At 52.9% G+C, this 16,778-nt stretch carries 16 protein-coding genes; 7 read left to right on the top strand and 9 right to left on the bottom strand.

Annotated features, from left to right (window positions below):
- Positions 1-24: 24 nt before the first annotated feature.
- The 9 genes from tolB to cydA form a co-directional block, all read right to left on the bottom strand.
- Positions 25-1,317: a Tol-Pal system beta propeller repeat protein TolB gene (gene tolB / locus DA718_RS19560; protein WP_112214455.1), complete on the bottom strand. Its 1,293-nt coding sequence runs from the start codon at positions 1,315-1,317 to the stop codon at positions 25-27.
- Between the two features lie 128 nt (positions 1,318-1,445).
- Positions 1,446-2,768 (bottom strand): cell envelope integrity protein TolA, encoded by a 1,323-nt coding sequence (tolA, locus tag DA718_RS19565; RefSeq protein ID WP_112214456.1) that lies wholly within the window; start codon positions 2,766-2,768, stop codon positions 1,446-1,448.
- Positions 2,769-2,873: 105 nt separating this feature from the next.
- Positions 2,874-3,302 carry a colicin uptake protein TolR gene (tolR, locus tag DA718_RS19570; protein WP_087828655.1) on the bottom strand — a complete coding sequence of 143 codons (429 nt, stop codon included), beginning with the start codon at positions 3,300-3,302 and terminating at the stop codon, positions 2,874-2,876.
- A 3-nt stretch (positions 3,303-3,305) separates the two neighbouring features.
- Positions 3,306-3,998: a Tol-Pal system protein TolQ gene (gene tolQ, locus DA718_RS19575; protein WP_110276824.1), complete on the bottom strand. Its 693-nt coding sequence runs from the start codon at positions 3,996-3,998 to the stop codon at positions 3,306-3,308.
- Positions 3,995-4,399 carry a tol-pal system-associated acyl-CoA thioesterase gene (gene ybgC, locus DA718_RS19580; protein WP_110276825.1) on the bottom strand — a complete coding sequence of 135 codons (405 nt, stop codon included), beginning with the start codon at positions 4,397-4,399 and terminating at the stop codon, positions 3,995-3,997. Before ybgC ends, tolQ begins: the two co-directional genes overlap by 4 nt.
- A 149-nt stretch (positions 4,400-4,548) precedes the next feature.
- Positions 4,549-4,839 (bottom strand): cyd operon protein YbgE, encoded by a 291-nt coding sequence (ybgE, locus tag DA718_RS19585; RefSeq protein ID WP_004100327.1) that lies wholly within the window; start codon positions 4,837-4,839, stop codon positions 4,549-4,551.
- Positions 4,839-4,952 carry a cytochrome bd-I oxidase subunit CydX gene (gene cydX / locus DA718_RS19590; protein ID WP_004100325.1) on the bottom strand — a complete coding sequence of 38 codons (114 nt, stop codon included), beginning with the start codon at positions 4,950-4,952 and terminating at the stop codon, positions 4,839-4,841. Before cydX ends, ybgE begins: the two co-directional genes overlap by 1 nt.
- 17 nt (positions 4,953-4,969) lie before the next feature.
- Positions 4,970-6,109 carry a cytochrome d ubiquinol oxidase subunit II gene (cydB, locus tag DA718_RS19595; RefSeq protein WP_112214457.1) on the bottom strand — a complete coding sequence of 380 codons (1,140 nt, stop codon included), beginning with the start codon at positions 6,107-6,109 and terminating at the stop codon, positions 4,970-4,972.
- A gap of 15 nt (positions 6,110-6,124) precedes the next feature.
- Positions 6,125-7,693, bottom strand: coding sequence for a cytochrome ubiquinol oxidase subunit I (gene cydA, locus DA718_RS19600; RefSeq protein WP_112214458.1), 1,569 nt, complete (start codon positions 7,691-7,693; stop codon positions 6,125-6,127).
- A 1,223-nt stretch (positions 7,694-8,916) separates the two neighbouring features.
- Here cydA and glmS point away from each other — a divergent pair.
- The 7 genes from glmS to DA718_RS19635 all read left to right on the top strand — a co-directional run bounded on the left by glmS (position 8,917) and on the right by DA718_RS19635 (position 16,725).
- Positions 8,917-9,366 carry a methylaspartate mutase subunit S gene (gene glmS, locus DA718_RS19605; RefSeq protein WP_112214459.1) on the top strand — a complete coding sequence of 150 codons (450 nt, stop codon included), beginning with the start codon at positions 8,917-8,919 and terminating at the stop codon, positions 9,364-9,366.
- Positions 9,366-10,754 (top strand): methylaspartate mutase accessory protein GlmL, encoded by a 1,389-nt coding sequence (gene glmL / locus DA718_RS19610; protein WP_112214460.1) that lies wholly within the window; start codon positions 9,366-9,368, stop codon positions 10,752-10,754. Before glmS ends, glmL begins: the two co-directional genes overlap by 1 nt.
- A gap of 18 nt (positions 10,755-10,772) precedes the next feature.
- Positions 10,773-12,218: a methylaspartate mutase subunit E gene (locus tag DA718_RS19615; RefSeq protein WP_112214461.1), complete on the top strand. Its 1,446-nt coding sequence runs from the start codon at positions 10,773-10,775 to the stop codon at positions 12,216-12,218.
- Positions 12,218-13,459: a methylaspartate ammonia-lyase gene (locus tag DA718_RS19620; protein ID WP_112214462.1), complete on the top strand. Its 1,242-nt coding sequence runs from the start codon at positions 12,218-12,220 to the stop codon at positions 13,457-13,459. The genes DA718_RS19615 and DA718_RS19620 overlap by 1 nt, the downstream gene beginning before the upstream one ends.
- A gap of 3 nt (positions 13,460-13,462) precedes the next feature.
- Positions 13,463-14,833 (top strand): acyclic terpene utilization AtuA family protein, encoded by a 1,371-nt coding sequence (locus DA718_RS19625; RefSeq protein ID WP_112214463.1) that lies wholly within the window; start codon positions 13,463-13,465, stop codon positions 14,831-14,833.
- Complete coding sequence (locus DA718_RS19630) at positions 14,830-15,147, top strand: DUF4387 domain-containing protein (protein WP_110276833.1); 318 nt, start codon at positions 14,830-14,832, stop codon at positions 15,145-15,147. Before DA718_RS19625 ends, DA718_RS19630 begins: the two co-directional genes overlap by 4 nt.
- A gap of 270 nt (positions 15,148-15,417) precedes the next feature.
- Entirely contained in the window at positions 15,418-16,725 is a 1,308-nt protein-coding gene (locus DA718_RS19635; RefSeq protein WP_112214464.1) for a dicarboxylate/amino acid:cation symporter, read from the top strand.
- Positions 16,726-16,778 lie beyond the last annotated feature (53 nt).

Below are 16,778 nucleotides of genomic sequence, written 5' to 3' on the forward strand. Positions count from 1 at the left end.
CCTTTAATAATCAATTATTTATTATCACAGATACGGCGACCAGGCAGGTGATTTTACCTGTCCATCAGTTGCCGGAAGACGCGCTTTGAAACGCCCATCTGTAGAAACCAAATTCAGTACGGATCCCATCCCCTGAGAAGAGCTGTAGATTACCATAGTGCCGTTTGGTGCCAGACTTGGCGTTTCATCTAAAAACGTTGATGACAGAACCTGCACACCACCCGCTTCCAGATCTTGCTTAGCAATGTGCTGCTGACCACCGGCCGAGCTAACCATTACCATAGTTTTACCATCTGCGCTCACGTCTGCGTCCTGGTTTTGTGAACCTTCCCAGGTAATACGCTGCGGCGTGCCGCCATTAATATTGACTTTATACACCTGCGGACGACCGGCCTGGTCAGAAGTGAAGGCCAGATTTTGGCTATCCGGGAACCAGCTAGGTTCCGTGTTGTTGCTGCGACCGTTGGTGACCTGACGAATTTGGCCAGAACCCAGGTCCATCACGTACAGGTTCAGGCTACCGGTTTTCGACAGAGCGAAGGCCAGTTTGCTGCCATCCGGAGAGAACGATGGCGCACCGTTATGCTGCGGGAACGAAGCAATCTGACGAACAGAGCCGTTAGCCAAAGTCTGGACGACCAGCGCAGAACGACCGCTTTCAAAGGTTACATAGGCCAGCTTCGCGCCGTCTGGAGACCAGGCCGGAGACATCAGCGGCTGGGTGGAACGGTGAACGAGGAATTGGTTGTAACCATCGTAGTCAGATACGCGCAGCTCATACGGGAACTGACCGCCGTTGGTCTGCACAACGTAGGCGATACGGGTACGGAAGGCGCCCTTAATACCGGTCAGCTTCTCAAATACTGCATCACTAGCAGCGTGTGCGGCATAGCGCAGATACTGCTTAGTTACTTTGAATGAGTTTTGTGCAAGGACGGTACCCGGCGCACCGCCGGTATCCACCAGCTGGTAAGCGACGTTATAAGAACCGTCAGGGTTTTGCGTAACCTGGCCAACGACCACGGCGTCAACACCGAGTGCAGACCATGCCGCAGGCTGCACTTCCTGAGCGCTACCCGGCTGCTGAGGCAAACGCGAGCGATCGAGCGGATTAAACTTACCGCTGTTGCGCAGGTCAGCCGCCACAATACCACCCACATCTTCCGGCGCAGCACCCTGCCCCGCCCACTGGAACGGCACAACGCCGATTGGGCGTGCCGAGTCGACCCCTTGGGTGATCTCGATACGTACTTCTGCGTGCAGCACTGCCGCCCACAGTATTAAAAAACCAAATGCTACTCGTAATGCCTGCTTCATCATATCTCCCTTATCCAGGCGGAAAGCCCACGATAATTTAGCAGAATGTTAACAAACTCAAATACACAAAACTACCAAAACCCTGGGACTACCGAAGTTTGTTTTCCCCGCCGGAACGGGGAAGATCGCTACAGTTTAAAGTCCAGTGTGGCATTTTTAATTTTTTCATAAACAGCCTGACTAGGCGGTTTAGGAATAGTCGCAGTTTTAGCCGCCGTCAATGCAGCCTGGCAAAGCGCAGGATCGCCCCCCTCAGACGTTATGCCTTTTAAAGTACCATCAGGAGCAAGGTTGATATGCAAAACACACCGCTTGCCCTGATAAAGGCTCGCATCGTACAGACGGCGCTGGATAGCTATCTGAATTTGCTTAGCATAAGCACTTATTTCAGCACCGTTATCACCACCGTTTGCCCCAGAGGTCCCTGTGTCTTTTGAAGGCTGACTATTACCTTTCGCTCCACCACCCGCTTTCGGCGCATTCTTACCTGAGCTCAGGTCTCCGAGCAGGTCGTCAACACCACTTGCCTCTTTAGCTGCAGCAGCTTTCTTCGCGGCTGCGGCCTTAGCGGCAGCTGCTTTAGCAGCTTTATCCGCTGCGGCCTTTTCTGCAGCGGCGGCTTTGGCTGCTGCTGCTTTCTCGGCTGCGGCTTTTTCCGCTGCGGCGGCTTTATCGGCTGCCGCTTTATCAGCAGCAGCTTTCTGGGCGGCAGCTTTTTCCGCTGCTTTATCTGCAGCGGCTTTTTCAGCAGCTGCCTGTTTAGCCGCTTCCTGTTGAGCTTTCTTCTCTGCCTGCTGCTGCGCTTTCTTCTCGGCTTCTTGCTGAGCTTTCTTCGCCGCATCGGCTTCGGCTTTCTTCTGTGCGTCCGCGGCTGCTTTCGCGGCTTCCGCTTCTGCCTGTTTCTTCGCATCAGCCGCCGCTTTTGCCGCAGCAGCTTCGGCGACTTTAGCCTGAGCGTCTGCCTTCGCTTTGGCGTCAGCAGCGGCTTTAGCAGCCGTTTCCTGCGCCTCTTTCGCCTGGGCGTCCGCTTTGGCCTTCGCCGCTGCAGCAGCTTCTGCTGCAGCCTGTTCGGCCTGTTTCTGTTGTTCTTTCGCTTCTTTAGCCGCTTCCTGCGCCTGCAGTCGATCTTGTTCCAGTTGTTTCAGCCTTTCCTGCTCGGCGGCCTGTTTTTCACGTAGCTCTTCCGCCTGCTGCTGAGCCTGCTTTTCCCGCTGCTCGGCGGCGCGACGGGCGCTGGCCTGCTGTTGCTGTTGGCGGTTGTAATTATTCACAACCGCTCCCGGATCGACCATTACCGCATCAATAGAAGAACCGCCGCCACCGCCGGCTGAAGCATCCAGATGCTCATCAAACGAACTCCAGATCAGCAGCGCTATCAATACGATGTGCAGCGCGACTGAAACTATGATCGCTCGTTTAAGCTTGTCGTTTTGTTCGGTTGCCTTTGACACTATCGGTTCCCAAAAACTGTTCGCCTGTGCCCGCTATATCTGCATGGCTATGAGCTGCTTTCAGCTCATAGCCAACATTCTGGCGGGCGCACATATCTCGAGCGATTAGATCGGCTTGGTCATCAAGCCAACCGATTTAACCCCTGCGCTATGCAACAGGTTAAGCGCTTTAATAATTTCATCGTAAGGCACCTCTTTGGCGCCACCGATCAGGAATACCGTTTTCTCATTCGCCTCAAGTCGGCGTCTGGCTTCGGCAATAACCTGTTCCGGCGGCAGCTGCGACAGCGTTTCCGGGCCCACTTTCACGCTGTACTGCCCTACTCCGGAAACTTCAACAATCACCGGTGGATCGTCGTTGCTTTTCACCGCTTGCGATTCCGTTGCGTCCGGCAGGTCGACCTCTACGCTTTGCGTAATGATCGGCGCTGTCGCCATAAAGATCAGCAACAGCACCAACAGGACATCCAGCAGCGGAACGATGTTGATCTCGGACTTCAGTTCGCGACGCCCGCGTCCACGTGCTCTGGCCATGGCTTACCCCTTATTGCTTTCGCTGCTGGTAAACGCCTGACGGTGCAGAATGGCGGTGAACTCTTCCATAAAGTTGTCGTAGTTCAGTTCAAGTTTGTTCACTCGCTGGTTCAGACGGTTATAGGCCATAACCGCAGGAATAGCGGCAAACAGGCCGATTGCCGTAGCGATCAGCGCTTCGGCGATACCCGGTGCCACCATTTGCAGCGTGGCTTGTTTTACCGCGCCCAGCGCGATAAAGGCATGCATGATCCCCCACACGGTACCAAACAGACCAATATACGGGCTGATGGAACCCACCGTCCCGAGGAATGGGATATGCGTTTCCAGCGTTTCCAGTTCGCGGTTCATGGAAATGCGCATGGCTCGCGATGCCCCTTCAACGACCGCCTCTGGCGCATGGCTATTGGCACGATGTAACCGGGCAAACTCTTTGAAACCGCTGTAGAAGATTTGTTCCGAACCGCTCAGATTATCGCGACGGCCCTGGCTCTCCTGATACAGGCGAGAAAGCTCAATACCGGACCAGAATTTATCTTCAAACGCCTCAGCTTCACGCGATGCCGAATTGAGGATACGCGTTCTCTGAATAATAATGGCCCAGGAAGCGATAGAAAAACCAATCAAAATCAACATGATAAGTTTAACCAGAAGGCTCGCCTTCAGGAACAAATCAAGGATATTCATGTCAGTCACTGCTTAAACTCCGCGACAATAGACTTGGGAAGCGCACGAGGCTTCATTAAGAGTGGATCAACGCACACGATAAGAACCTCAGCTTCATTTAAAACGACGTTCTCGGCGTTGACGATTCGCTGCGTGAAAACCAAAGAGGTGCCTCGCATCGAGGTTATTTCCGTCTGGATTTCGAGCATGTCGTCGAGTCTGGCGGGCGCAAAATACTCCAGAGTCATTTTGCGAACCACGAAGGCAACTCGTTCAGCCAGCAAAACCTGCTGACTGAAGTGATGGTGGCGCAGCATCTCTGTGCGTGCTCTTTCATAAAAAGCGACGTAGCTGGCGTGGTAAACCACACCACCGGCGTCGGTGTCTTCGTAATAGACCCGAACCGGCCATCGAAACAGCGTTGTATTCACTTTACATCCCGGTAATGCAACAAAAGGTTAGTGCTTTCAAACTTCGCTACTATACGCGCGGGAATCGTGGTTTGGAATGGGGGAAAGTAAACGACGAGTAAATTTTTATGGGCTTATGCAAGCCCATATGGTTAACAGAGATTTCTTATTCAAAAGAAGAAAAAGAACAGGCCCAAAACGAGCACAATATCAGCGATAAGTGGACAAAAAATTCCCTGCCAGTGAATAGCACGCGGACGAAAACCCACGCCGTGGATAACGCCGGTACAAACCGCCCACATCAGCAGGAAACCATGCCAGATTTCCAGCTCGCTGGTTTTCGCCGCAAAGCGCGACGGGTCCCAGAAGATACAGCCAGCTAACGCCAGCGCCATCAATAAGGAAAGCGCCCTTAACGGGCGCTTGTCCATTATCGCGTAAAGGGTCGCGATAATACTCATCAGTGTTCTTCTTTACCTGCTTTGGTAGCTTCCACGTGCTCTAGCGCCAACGCGGTAATCACTCCAAAGGCACAAGCAAGAAGCGTTCCTAAAATCCATGCGAAATACCACATATATATAGCTCCTTACCTTAGTACAGCGAGTGGGTGTTCTTTTCAATGTCTTCGCGAGTGATGCGTCCGAACATTTTCCAGTAACACCAGGTGGTGTAAGCCAGAATAATCGGTACAAACACAATCGCCACGTAAGTCATCAGGTTCAGCGTCATCTGGCTGGAAGTCGCATCCCACATGGTCAAGCTAACGTTCATCATAGTGCTTGATGGCATTACGAACGGGAACATCGCAATACCAGCGGTCAGGATGATGCAAGCCAGCGTCAGGGAAGAGAACAGGAACGCCCAGGCGCCTTTATCTGCTTTCGTCGAGATAACGGTCAGCAGCGGCAGCGCCACACCCAGGACAGGAATCGTCCACAGCGCTGGCATATTGTTAAAGTTCACCATCCAGGCCCCCGCTTCACGCGCCACTTCTTTGGTCAGCGGGTTAGACGGCGCGGTATGATCCATAACGGACTTCACCACATAGCCATCAATGCCGTAATAGACCCACACACCCGCCAGCGCGAAGCAAACCAACGTCACCAGCGCCGCAATCGTAGAAATGGAGCGAGTGCGCAGGTGCAGTTCACCGACGGTACGCATTTGCAGATAGGTTGCGCCCTGGGTCAGGATCATCGCCACGCTAACAATACCGGCCAGCAGACCAAACGGGTTCAGCAGTTGGAAGAAGTTACCGGTGTAGTACAGGCGCATATATTCGTCCATATGGAACGGAACGCCCTGCAGCAGGTTACCGAAAGCCACGCCAATCACCAGCGGCGGCACGAAGCTACCGATGAAAATTCCCCAGTCCCACATGTTACGCCAGCGGGTGTCTTCAATCTTCGAACGGTAGTCGAAACCAACCGGACGGAAAAATAAAGACGCCAGCACCAGCACCATTGCCACGTAGAAGCCGGAGAACGCAGCAGCATAAACCGCCGGCCAGGCAGCAAACAGCGCGCCACCCGCGGTGATCAGCCATACCTGGTTTCCGTCCCAGTGCGGGGCAATGGAGTTAATCATAATTCGACGCTCGGTGTCGTTACGACCGAGGAAACGGGTGAGCATGCCCACCCCCATGTCGAAGCCATCGGCGACAGCAAAACCAATCAGCAGTACACCGATCAGCAGCCACCAGATAAAACGCAATACTTCATAATCGATCATTTGACGACTCCTGTCTTAGCGTGCCGGCTGAGTAGTCGCGGAAGACTGCTCAAAGTGGTAACGACCGGTTTTCAGGCTGCTTGGGCCACGGCGCGCGAATTTGAACATCAGGTACAGCTCCGCCACCAGGAACAGGGTATACAGACCACAAATCAGCAGCATCGAGAAGATCAGATCGCCCGCGGTCAGCGACGAGTTAGCGACGGCCGTTGGTAGCACCTCACCTATCGCCCACGGCTGACGGCCATATTCCGCCACGAACCAACCGGATTCGATAGCAATCCACGGCAGAGGAATGGAATACAGCGCGATGCGCAGCAGCCATTTTTTCTCGCCTATCTGGTTACGGATAACCGTCCAGAAGGAGACTGCAATGATCGCCAGCATCAGGATGCCGCATGCCACCATGATACGGAAGGCAAAATAGAGCGGCGCAACAGCAGGAATGGAGTCTTTGGTCGCCTTAGCAATCTGCTCTTCCGTCGCATCAGAGACGTTTTCGGTATAGCGTTTCAGCAGCAGACCGTAACCAAGATCTTTCTTAACATCGTTAAACCGATCGCGAACGGTTTGGTCGGTTGAGCCAGCGCGCAGCTGTTCCAGTAGCGAGTAGGCTTTCATCCCGTTACGGATACGCTCTTCGTGCTGAATCATCAGGTCTTTCAGGCCGGTAACCTGTTTATCCACGGAGCGAGTGGCAATGATGCCCAACGCGTAAGGGATTTGAATCGCGAAGTGGTTTTCCTGCGCGTTCTGATCGGGAATACCAAACAGGGTAAAGGAAGCCGGTGCCGGCTGCGTTTCCCACTCGGCTTCGATAGCCGCGAGTTTAGTTTTCTGCACGTCGCCCATTTCGTAACCGGATTCATCACCGAGAACGATAACGGAAAGAATAGCCGCCATACCGAAGCTGGCAGCGATAGCGAAGGAGCGCTTAGCAAAAGCGAAGTCGCGGCCGCGCAGCATATAGTAGGAGCTGATGCCGAGGACGAACATCGCGCCGCAAACGTAGCCAGAAGCAACAGTGTGGACAAACTTAACCTGAGCGACAGGGTTCAGGACCAGCTCAGAGAAGCTGACCATTTCCATACGCATGGTTTCAAAGTTGAAGTCCGACGCAATCGGGTTCTGCATCCAGCCGTTAGCAACGAGGATCCACAGTGCTGACAGGTTGGAACCCAGCGCCACCAGCCAGGTCACCGCCATGTGCTGAACTTTGCCCAGACGATCCCAACCAAAGAAGAACAGACCTACAAAGGTAGATTCGAGGAAGAAGGCCATCAGACCTTCAATGGCCAGCGGCGCACCGAAGATATCGCCCACATAGTGAGAGTAGTAAGACCAGTTAGTCCCGAACTGGAACTCCATGGTCAGACCGGTTGCCACACCCAAAGCGAAGTTGATACCAAACAACTTGCCCCAGAATTTGGTCATATCTTTATAAATCTGTTTGCCGGAAAGGACGTAGACCGTTTCCATGATGGCCAGCAGGAACGCCATACCGAGCGTCAGTGGCACAAAAAGGAAGTGGTACATCGCGGTCAAGGCAAACTGTAAGCGCGACAGTTCGACTATATCTAACATCATGACTCCTTGCTCATCGCATGAAGACTCCGAGAGTGAACCCCGTTAGAAAGGGTCACACGCATGCCCCAATACAAATTTATTTGCGTCTTATCGCCACTGCCATTTCGCCAGGAATCAGGAAACGGTAGTCGTGAAAAGTTACAAACATGTTAACAAAACACCCAAATTGATCCCGTGATTATATTACGCTGCAAAACCCTTACAATAAATAGGTTTTTATTGAGATAAATTTGCAGTTTTCGACGGCGATCAATTTATAGCGAAAATACCGGTTTTCGGTCAATTTGATCCGCGACAATTTAACTCCATTTCATATTCTTTTCCAAGTTTTAAACATTGATTTAAATCAATTTTCATTTTAAATGTTAATTATGTTTACCTTGTTCACCTTTGGTAAATCCAAGGTTAACGATATGTTTTACAACAGTATCATCGGTTACTGAAAATGATAGTCGATTTATTTAATTCCGGAGCGGAATTTAATGAGTGGAAGAATAGCAGTCAAAACTGAGCCATAAACTGATAATGCCGCGTAGCTCACAGATTTTTTTTATCAAGTCAGGACCATATATTTTTTACTTATTTTATTTATCATTGATTTTACTTTTAATTAACACGCATGCGTAACTATCTCATTCTCAAGTAAATGCACTGCATAACAGGCCCCTCCTCTGCAGTCAGAACGACTTCCCCAGCCCCGCTATCGACAAAAGCGCCCTTTTCCCTCTGACGATGTTGATAGGGTCGATTTTCGCCCTCTTCGTACTCACCAACAAAAATGAAATATAAAAATCACATATCGTCATTTTTTATCTTTAATCTAACAAGTTGATTTTTGTATATATAAACGACTGTCTAAATTCCGTTATGCCGCTCACAAAACAATTTAAAGAATTGTATCTCTTACTTATTAAAAAAAAGACCAATTAACTAAAAACAAAATAAGACCTTGCTCACAAACATCACAATGCATTTATTAGACTCACGCTAAGCAACAATACCTCGGTGTAAAAATAAAAACATAACCATATGATATTTAATGACTTTAAAAACAAAAATCAAAAACGAGAGTTTTTCGAAAGATATTCTGAAAATAGATCAATTGCTTCCCCCCTACTAACCACAGACACTCCAGCCCTATTAACAGGTAGCCGGAATCAACGCTGCTAAATATTAAAGTCGTTTTTATTTTAGACCATCAGCCCTACAGAGGATTACTCATGAAGAAATCAACACTTGTTATTGGCGTCATTGGTGCTGACTGCCATGCAGTAGGTAATAAAGTTCTGGACCGCGTTTTTACTGGCCATGATTTTCGCGTAATCAATCTGGGGGTGATGGTAAGCCAGGATGAATATATTGACGCCGCCATCGAAACCGGTGCTGACGCCATTGTCGTGTCATCCATTTACGGTCACGGCGATATTGACTGCCTGGGACTGCGCGAACGCTGCATCGAACGCGGTATTGGCGACATTCTCCTCTTCGTCGGCGGTAATCTGGTCGTCGGCAAACACGATTTTGCCGATATTGAAGCCAAATTCAAAGAGATGGGTTTTAACCGTGTCTTCGCTCCAAGCCACGATCTTGAAGATGTCTGCCAGCTCATGGCCAATGACATAAGTCAGCGCCACGGTGTCGAGCAGCGCTGCCTGGAAGAGGCTATCTGATGCAGACCGTCTCTGTCGATATCGGCTCGACGTGGACCAAAGCAGCCCTCTTCGCGAAGGAGGGAGATGCATTAACGCTGGTTAACCACGTTCTGACCCCGACCACTACGCATCATCTGGCAGACGGTTTTTTTGCCAGCCTGAATCAGGTGCTAAACGTTGCCGATGCTCGTCCCCTGCTCAATAGCGGTGAAGTGACGCTAAAGTATTCCTCGTCGGCAAAAGGCGGTCTTGCCGTCGCTGCCATGGGGCTGGTGCCATCCATCACCCTGGAATCTGCAAAAGTGACCGCCCATTCGGCGGGGGCGAAAATCGCCCAGTACTACTCGTATAAACTCAACCGCCACGATATCGAGTCGCTGGAGGCCTCGCCGCCGGATATCCTGCTATTTACCGGCGGGACGGACGGAGGCGAAGAGAGCTACGGCCTGGCCAATGCCCGCGCGCTGGCAGAGTCAAAGCTCGACTGCGCCATTATCTACGCCGGCAACCGTGATATTCAGGACGACGTGCTGGCTATCCTCGGTCATAAAGATCTGACCACGGTGGACAACATTCTGCCCGACCTCGATCACCCGAATCCTTACGCTGCCCGCAAAGCCATTTGCGATGTGTTCTTGTCGCGTATCGTCAAGGGTAAAGGGCTGGACGTGATCGTCGGTGAAACCGGCGAAGAGCCGATGCCGACCCCATGGACCGTCTACGAGCTGGTGAAAACCATCAGCAACTACGACAGCGCATGGAAAGAGTTCATGCTGATCGACATGGGCGGCGCCACCACCGATGTCTATTCCGCCAGCGCGAACACCCTCTCACCCGATACCGTCCTGCACGGGGTTCCTGAACCGTTTGTTAAACGCACGGTAGAGGGCGATCTCGGAATGCGCGTCTCCGCGGTAGTGGTTGGCGAAAGCACCCATGAGCTGGTGAAGGTGGTCTTTGCTCAACAGCCGGAACGTCAGGAAGCCTTTTACGGCTATCTGCGTCATCTGGTCGCCCATCCCGATTATCTGCCGCAAGGCGCCGAAGAGACATTCTTCGACGCCCTGCTCGCCGGACTGTGCGTCGGCTACGCCAGCGAACGCCATGCGGGCACCAAAAAACAGGTCTGCACCTGCGTGGGCAACGTCGATTTACAGATGGGCCGCGACCTGACCACCGTACGCAAAGTCGTCGGTTCCGGCGGATGGCTCTCCCGCGCCAGCCAGTTCGACATCCATAGCTGGCTGAAGTACCGCGAACTGGACGACGACGGCAGACGCATTCTCTTACCCACTCAGTTTGAATATTACCGCGATGCTCAAGGCCTGCTTCCGCTACTGGCAAACGTTGCCAGGCTCTACCCAGAACTTGCCGCCCGCACCAGCATTCAGTGTTTAACCCTATAAAATCTAAGGCAAAGACGAATGGAACTTCGCAATAAAAAGCTAACCCATGATGAATTCATGACCGAGCGGCATCAGGTATTGCAGACCTGGCAGACCGGGAAAGATGTTGAACACTTCGAAGATGGCGTGAAGTACCAGCAAACCATTCCTGAGAAAAAACGCTTTTCTCACGCTCTGCTGAAGGCCGATCAGGAAGGGAAAACCCTGAGCCAGCCGCGCGCGGGCGTGGCGTTAATGGATGAGCACATCGAACTGCTTAAAACGCTGCAGGTAGAGTGCGACCTGCTGCCCAGCACCATTGATGCCTATACCCGTCTGAACCGTTATGAAGAGGCGGCGATTGGGATTCAAAAATCCATCGAAGCGGGAACGTCCAAACTGAACGGCCTGCCGGTGGTAAACCACGGTGTCGCTGAATGCCGTCGAATGACCGAGTCGCTGGAAAAACCGGTTCAGGTGCGCCACGGCACGCCTGATGCGCGTCTGTTAGCTGAAATCTCAATGGCCAGCGGATTTACCAGCTACGAAGGCGGCGGTATCTCCTACAACATCCCTTACGCCAAGCGCGTCACCCTGGAAAAATCAATTCGTGACTGGCAGTACTGCGACCGCCTGATGGGCCTGTATGAAGAACACGGCATCCGCATTAACCGCGAGCCGTTTGGCCCACTGACCGGCACACTGATCCCACCGTTTATGTCCCACTCGGTGGCGATTATCGAAGGTCTGCTGGCGCTGGAACAGGGCGTGAAATCCATCACCGTCGGCTACGGCCAGGTCGGTAGCCTGACGCAGGATATCGCGGCTATTCAATCCCTGCGCGAACTGTCGCACGAATACTTCGGCAATTACGGCTTCGACGATTATGAGCTGAGTACCGTCTTCCACCAGTGGATGGGCGGCTTCCCGGAAGATGAATCGAAAGCGTTCGCCATTATCTCCTGGGGCGCGGCGGTGGCCGGTATGTCCGGCGCGACCAAAGTGATTACCAAGAGCCCGCACGAAGCCTTCGGCATTCCAACTGCCGCAGCAAACGCCCAGGGTCTGAGAGCCTCGCGCCAGATGCTCAACATGGTCAGCGACCAGAAATTCCCGCCATGCGCTGCCGTTGAACAGGAAGTGGACCTGATTAAGAGCGAAGTTCGCGCCGTACTGAGGAGAGTTTTCGAACTGGGCAACGGCGATATCGCCCGCGGCACGGTACTGGCTTTCGAAGCGGGCGTGCTGGATGTGCCTTTCGCTCCGGCCTCTTGTAACGCGGGCAAAATCCTGCCGGTTCGCGATAACTCAGGCGCCATTCGCGTGCTTGAAGCCGGCGCGGTTCCGCTGCCAAAAGACATTCTCGCCCTGCACCATGATTACGTCGCCGAGCGTGCGAATTTCGAAGGACGCAAGCCTTCATTCCAGATGGTTGTTGATGACATCAACGCTGTATCCCACAGTAAATTAATAGGAAGACCATAATGAAAATTAAACAGGCCCTTTTTACCGCTGGCTACTCTTCATTCTATTTTGATGACCAGCAGGCGATTAAAAATGGCGCGGGTCATGATGGATTCATGTATACCGGCGCGCCGGTTACCCCGGGCTTTACGTCGGTGCGCCAGGCGGGTGAGTGCGTCTCGGTACAGCTGATTCTGGAAAACGGCGCGGTGGCGGTCGGTGATTGCGCCGCCGTACAGTACTCCGGCGCGGGCGGCCGCGATCCGCTGTTCCTGGCGGAAAACTTTATCCCGTTCCTCAACGATCATATTAAACCGCTGCTTGAAGGCCGCGATGTCGATGCGTTCCTGCCGAACGCCCGCTTCTTCGACAAGCTGCGTATCGACGGCAATCTGCTGCATACCGCCGTCCGCTACGGCCTGTCTCAGGCGCTGCTCGACGCCACTGCGCTGGCAAGCGGTCGCCTGAAGGCGGAAGTGGTTTGCGACGAGTGGCAGCTGCCGTGCATCCCGGAAGCGATTCCTTTATTTGGTCAGAGCGGCGATGACCGCTACATCGCCGTCGACAAGATGATCCTCAAAGGCGTGGACGTGCTGCCGCACGCGCTGATCAACAACGTCGAAGAGAAGCTGGGCTTTAAAGGCGAAAAACTGCGTGAGTATGTGCGCTGGTTGTCCGACCGAATCCTCAGCCTGCGTACCAGCCCACGCTATCACCCGACGCTGCACATTGATGTCTACGGCACCATCGGTTTGATCTTCGACATGGACCCGGTGCGCTGCGCCGGCTATATCGCCAGCCTGGAGAAAGAAGCGCAGGGTCTGCCGCTCTATATAGAAGGCCCGGTCGATGCCGGTAACAAGCCGGATCAGATCCGTATGCTGACCGCCATCACCAAAGAGCTGACTCGTCTGGGTTCTGGCGTGAAGATTGTCGCCGACGAATGGTGCAACACCTATCAGGATATCGTGGACTTCACCGATGCCGGTAGCTGCCACATGGTACAGATAAAAACCCCGGATCTTGGCGGCATTCACAACATCGTTGACGCAGTGCTGTACTGCAACAAACACGCCATGGAAGCCTATCAAGGCGGTACCTGCAACGAAACCGAGATCAGTGCCCGCACCTGCGTGCACGTCGCGCTGGCCGCACGTCCAATGCGTATGCTGATCAAACCAGGCATGGGCTTCGATGAAGGTCTCAACATCGTGTTTAACGAAATGAACCGCACCATCGCGCTGTTGCAGACTAAGGATTAAGAGATGGCTCGTACATTTAAGATCTTATCGCCTACGGCTATTCTGGGTTATGGCTTCCCGGAAGAGAGTTTTCGTAAAGCCATGGAAGAGTCGCCAGATCTTATTGCCGTTGATGCCGGTTCATCCGATCCTGGCCCCCACTACCTGGGGGCAGGTAAACCCTTTACCGACAGGGCCGGAGTGAAACGCGATCTGCGCTATATGATCGTCGCTGGCGTGAAAAACAACATTCCGGTGGTGATCGGCACCGCCGGAGGATCCGGCGCCGCGCCGCATCTGGAGTGGTGTCGCCAGATAATCCATGAGATTGCGCAGGAAGAGAAACTGTCTTTCTCGATGGCGCTAATCCCGTCTGATGTTGATAAAGAAGTCGTTCATCAGGCGCTGGATAACGGCAAAATTACCGCGCTGGATTTTGTTCCGGAACTGACTCACGAGGCTATCGAAGAGAGCACCTATATCGTCGCACAGATGGGGATCGAACCTTTCCAGCGGGCGCTGAAAGCCGGTGCGCAGGTGGTGCTGGGCGGTCGTGCCTACGATCCAGCCTGCTTCGCCGCGCTGCCAATTATGCAGGGTTTCGATGAAGGGCTAGCGCTGCACTGCGGCAAGATCCTTGAATGTGCGGCCATTGCCGCCACGCCGGGTTCCGGTTCCGACTGCGCCATGGGGATTATCGACGACCACGGCTTTACGCTGAAAGCGTTCAATCCAAAGCGTAAGTTCACCGAAACCTCCGCGGCGGCGCATACTTTGTATGAGAAGTCCGATCCGTACTTCCTGCCGGGTCCTGGCGGCGTGCTGAACCTGAAAGGGTGTACCTTCAAAGCCGTCAACGAGGGCGAAGTCTACGTCAGCGGTTCACGTCACGAAGAAACACCATACGCACTGAAGCTGGAAGGTGCTCGTCAGGTCGGCTTCCGCTGCCTGACCATTGCCGGAACGCGCGACCCGATCATGATTGCCGGGATCGATAACATTCTCGAAGAGGTACAAGCCAGCGTGGCGCGTAACCTCTCGCTGACTGACGACAGTATCCGCATGACGTTCCACCTGTACGGTAAGAACGGCGTGATGGGCAACCATGAGCCGATGAAAACCGCCGGACACGAGCTGGGGATTTTGCTGGATGTGGTCGCGCCAACTCAGGATATCGCCAACAGCGTCTGTTCGCTGGTGCGCTCTACCCTTCTGCACTACGGCTATGAAAATCGCATTGCAACTGCGGGCAACCTCGCCTTCCCGTTCTCGCCGTCTGATATTCAAAGCGGGCCGGTGTATGAGTTCTCTATCTATCACCTTATTGAAGCCAGCGACGCGCTGCGTTTTGATTTCCACATTGAACAGGTGACGCCAGAAGGAGTTCAGGCATGAAACAATCCATATGCTCGCTGGCGCAGGTCATTCGTTCCAAAAACGCCGGACCGTACGAACTGGTTTTAGATATTTTATTTAAAACCCAGGAAGATTATCAGCGGGTAAAACGTTCGGAACAATTAACGCCGCAGCTTATTGCTGGATTATATAACGTAAAGCCTGATTTTATTCATCGCATTGTGTGGTTTGATCCGGCTAATGCGGTAAAAATCGTCATGCCGCGCGATATTATTTCCGGCAACGTCGGTGACAATGATGTATATGGCGCACAGCAGCACGCCCCATTATTAAGTATTGAGTTCGATCTGTAGTAATACACATCATCCTTCAAGCTGCCTCTTTGTTGGCTGCACTCAGAAACCCCAGTCACATAGTTATCTATGCTCCTGGGGATTTCTTCCCTTGCCGCCTCGACGCATCTCGAACGATTTTGTGTATTCATATAAAAACAACATTGGGATTCAGGATGTTGCTGTATCACTGTTTTCCAGACTATTCATGCAACTGGTTATAACAGGGGTGCGTCTGTTCGCAGATTCACTCCACCCTACATTTAACCGCCAGTTTCCGATGGAGTAAACATGAAGAAAATAAGTTTAACCAAAATGATCATATTAGGCCTGATACTCGGCATGATTGCCGGGGTGGCTATTAATAATATGGCCTCGGCTGATACAGCAAAGTCATACGCACAGGATATTTCCATTTTTACCACCATATTTTTACGCATGGTAAAAATGATCATCGCCCCGTTGGTTATTTCTACCCTGGTCGTAGGTATTGCCAAAATGGGCGATGCGAAAACGCTCGGGCGTATATTCTCTAAAACCTTTTTCCTGTTTATTTGTGCTTCCCTACTGTCGATTGCGCTGGGTCTGGTGATCGTCAATATGTTCCAGCCGGGTGCAGGCATCAACTTTGTGGCCCACGACGCCGGAGCCGTCGCGGCCGTACAGTCAGAACCGTTCACGCTGAAAGTGTTTATCTCTCACGCAGTGCCCACCAGCATCGTTGATGCGATGGCACGTAACGAAATCCTGCAAATTGTCGTGTTCTCAATCTTCCTTGGCTGCAGCCTGGCGGCAATCGGCGAAAAAGCCGAGCCGATCGTGAAGGTACTCGACTCGCTGGTCCACGTCATGTTGAAGCTGACTGGCTACGTCATGCTGTTTGCGCCACTGACCGTTTTCGCCGCTATCTCCGGGCTGATTGCCGAACGTGGCCTGGGCGTGATGGTCAGCGCCGGGATCTTTATGGGTGAGTTCTACCTGACTCTGGGTATGCTGTGGGCGATCCTGATTGGCCTGTCGACGATGATTGTCGGTCCGTGCATTGGCCGTCTGACCAAAGCGATCCTCGAACCCGCGCTGCTGGCCTTCACCACATCCAGCTCAGAAGCAGCCTTCCCTGGCACGCTGGATAAGCTGGAAAAATTTGGCGTCTCTTCCAAAATTGCCAGCTTCGTTCTGCCGATTGGCTACTCCTTTAACCTCGTCGGCTCGATGGCCTACTGCTCGTTTGCCACGGTATTTATCGCCCAGGCCTGTAATGTCCATCTCGGGATGGGCGAGCAGATCACCATGCTGCTGATCCTGATGCTGACCTCGAAGGGAATGGCGGGCGTGCCGCGCGCCTCAATGGTGGTTATCGCCGCCACCCTGAACCAGTTCAACATTCCGGAAGCCGGTCTGATCCTGTTGATGGGCGTCGATCCGTTCCTCGATATGGGCCGCTCTGCCACCAACGTCATGAGTAACGCCATGGGTGCAGCCATTGTTGGCCGTTGGGAAGGCGAACACTTCGGTGAAGGCTGTCGTGGCAAAGCGCCAGCCAAAACGCCGGAGCATGAACGTCCTGCGACCGAACCTTCAGAAGTTGCTCTGTCCTGATCCAACAGGCCGGCTTAGCGTCGGCCTTTTTTCAACATTTCAACAGGGTTGCA

It is taken from the genome of Klebsiella huaxiensis (assembly GCF_003261575.2).
Classification (GTDB): domain Bacteria; phylum Pseudomonadota; class Gammaproteobacteria; order Enterobacterales; family Enterobacteriaceae; genus Klebsiella; species Klebsiella huaxiensis.

Coding starts and splice junctions, on each gene's coding strand:
- tolB (WP_112214455.1), bottom strand. CDS start 1,317: ATGAAGCAGGCATTACGAGTAGCATTTGGTTTTTTAATACTGTGGGCG.
- tolR (WP_087828655.1), bottom strand. CDS start 3,302: ATGGCCAGAGCACGTGGACGCGGGCGTCGCGAACTGAAGTCCGAGATC.
- ybgE (WP_004100327.1), bottom strand. CDS start 4,839: ATGAGTATTATCGCGACCCTTTACGCGATAATGGACAAGCGCCCGTTA.
- cydX (WP_004100325.1), bottom strand. CDS start 4,952: ATGTGGTATTTCGCATGGATTTTAGGAACGCTTCTTGCTTGTGCCTTT.
- cydB (WP_112214457.1), bottom strand. CDS start 6,109: ATGATCGATTATGAAGTATTGCGTTTTATCTGGTGGCTGCTGATCGGT.
- cydA (WP_112214458.1), bottom strand. CDS start 7,693: ATGTTAGATATAGTCGAACTGTCGCGCTTACAGTTTGCCTTGACCGCG.
- glmS (WP_112214459.1), top strand. CDS start 8,917: ATGAAGAAATCAACACTTGTTATTGGCGTCATTGGTGCTGACTGCCAT.
- glmL (WP_112214460.1), top strand. CDS start 9,366: ATGCAGACCGTCTCTGTCGATATCGGCTCGACGTGGACCAAAGCAGCC.
- DA718_RS19615 (WP_112214461.1), top strand. CDS start 10,773: ATGGAACTTCGCAATAAAAAGCTAACCCATGATGAATTCATGACCGAG.
- DA718_RS19620 (WP_112214462.1), top strand. CDS start 12,218: ATGAAAATTAAACAGGCCCTTTTTACCGCTGGCTACTCTTCATTCTAT.
- DA718_RS19625 (WP_112214463.1), top strand. CDS start 13,463: ATGGCTCGTACATTTAAGATCTTATCGCCTACGGCTATTCTGGGTTAT.
- DA718_RS19630 (WP_110276833.1), top strand. CDS start 14,830: ATGAAACAATCCATATGCTCGCTGGCGCAGGTCATTCGTTCCAAAAAC.
- DA718_RS19635 (WP_112214464.1), top strand. CDS start 15,418: ATGAAGAAAATAAGTTTAACCAAAATGATCATATTAGGCCTGATACTC.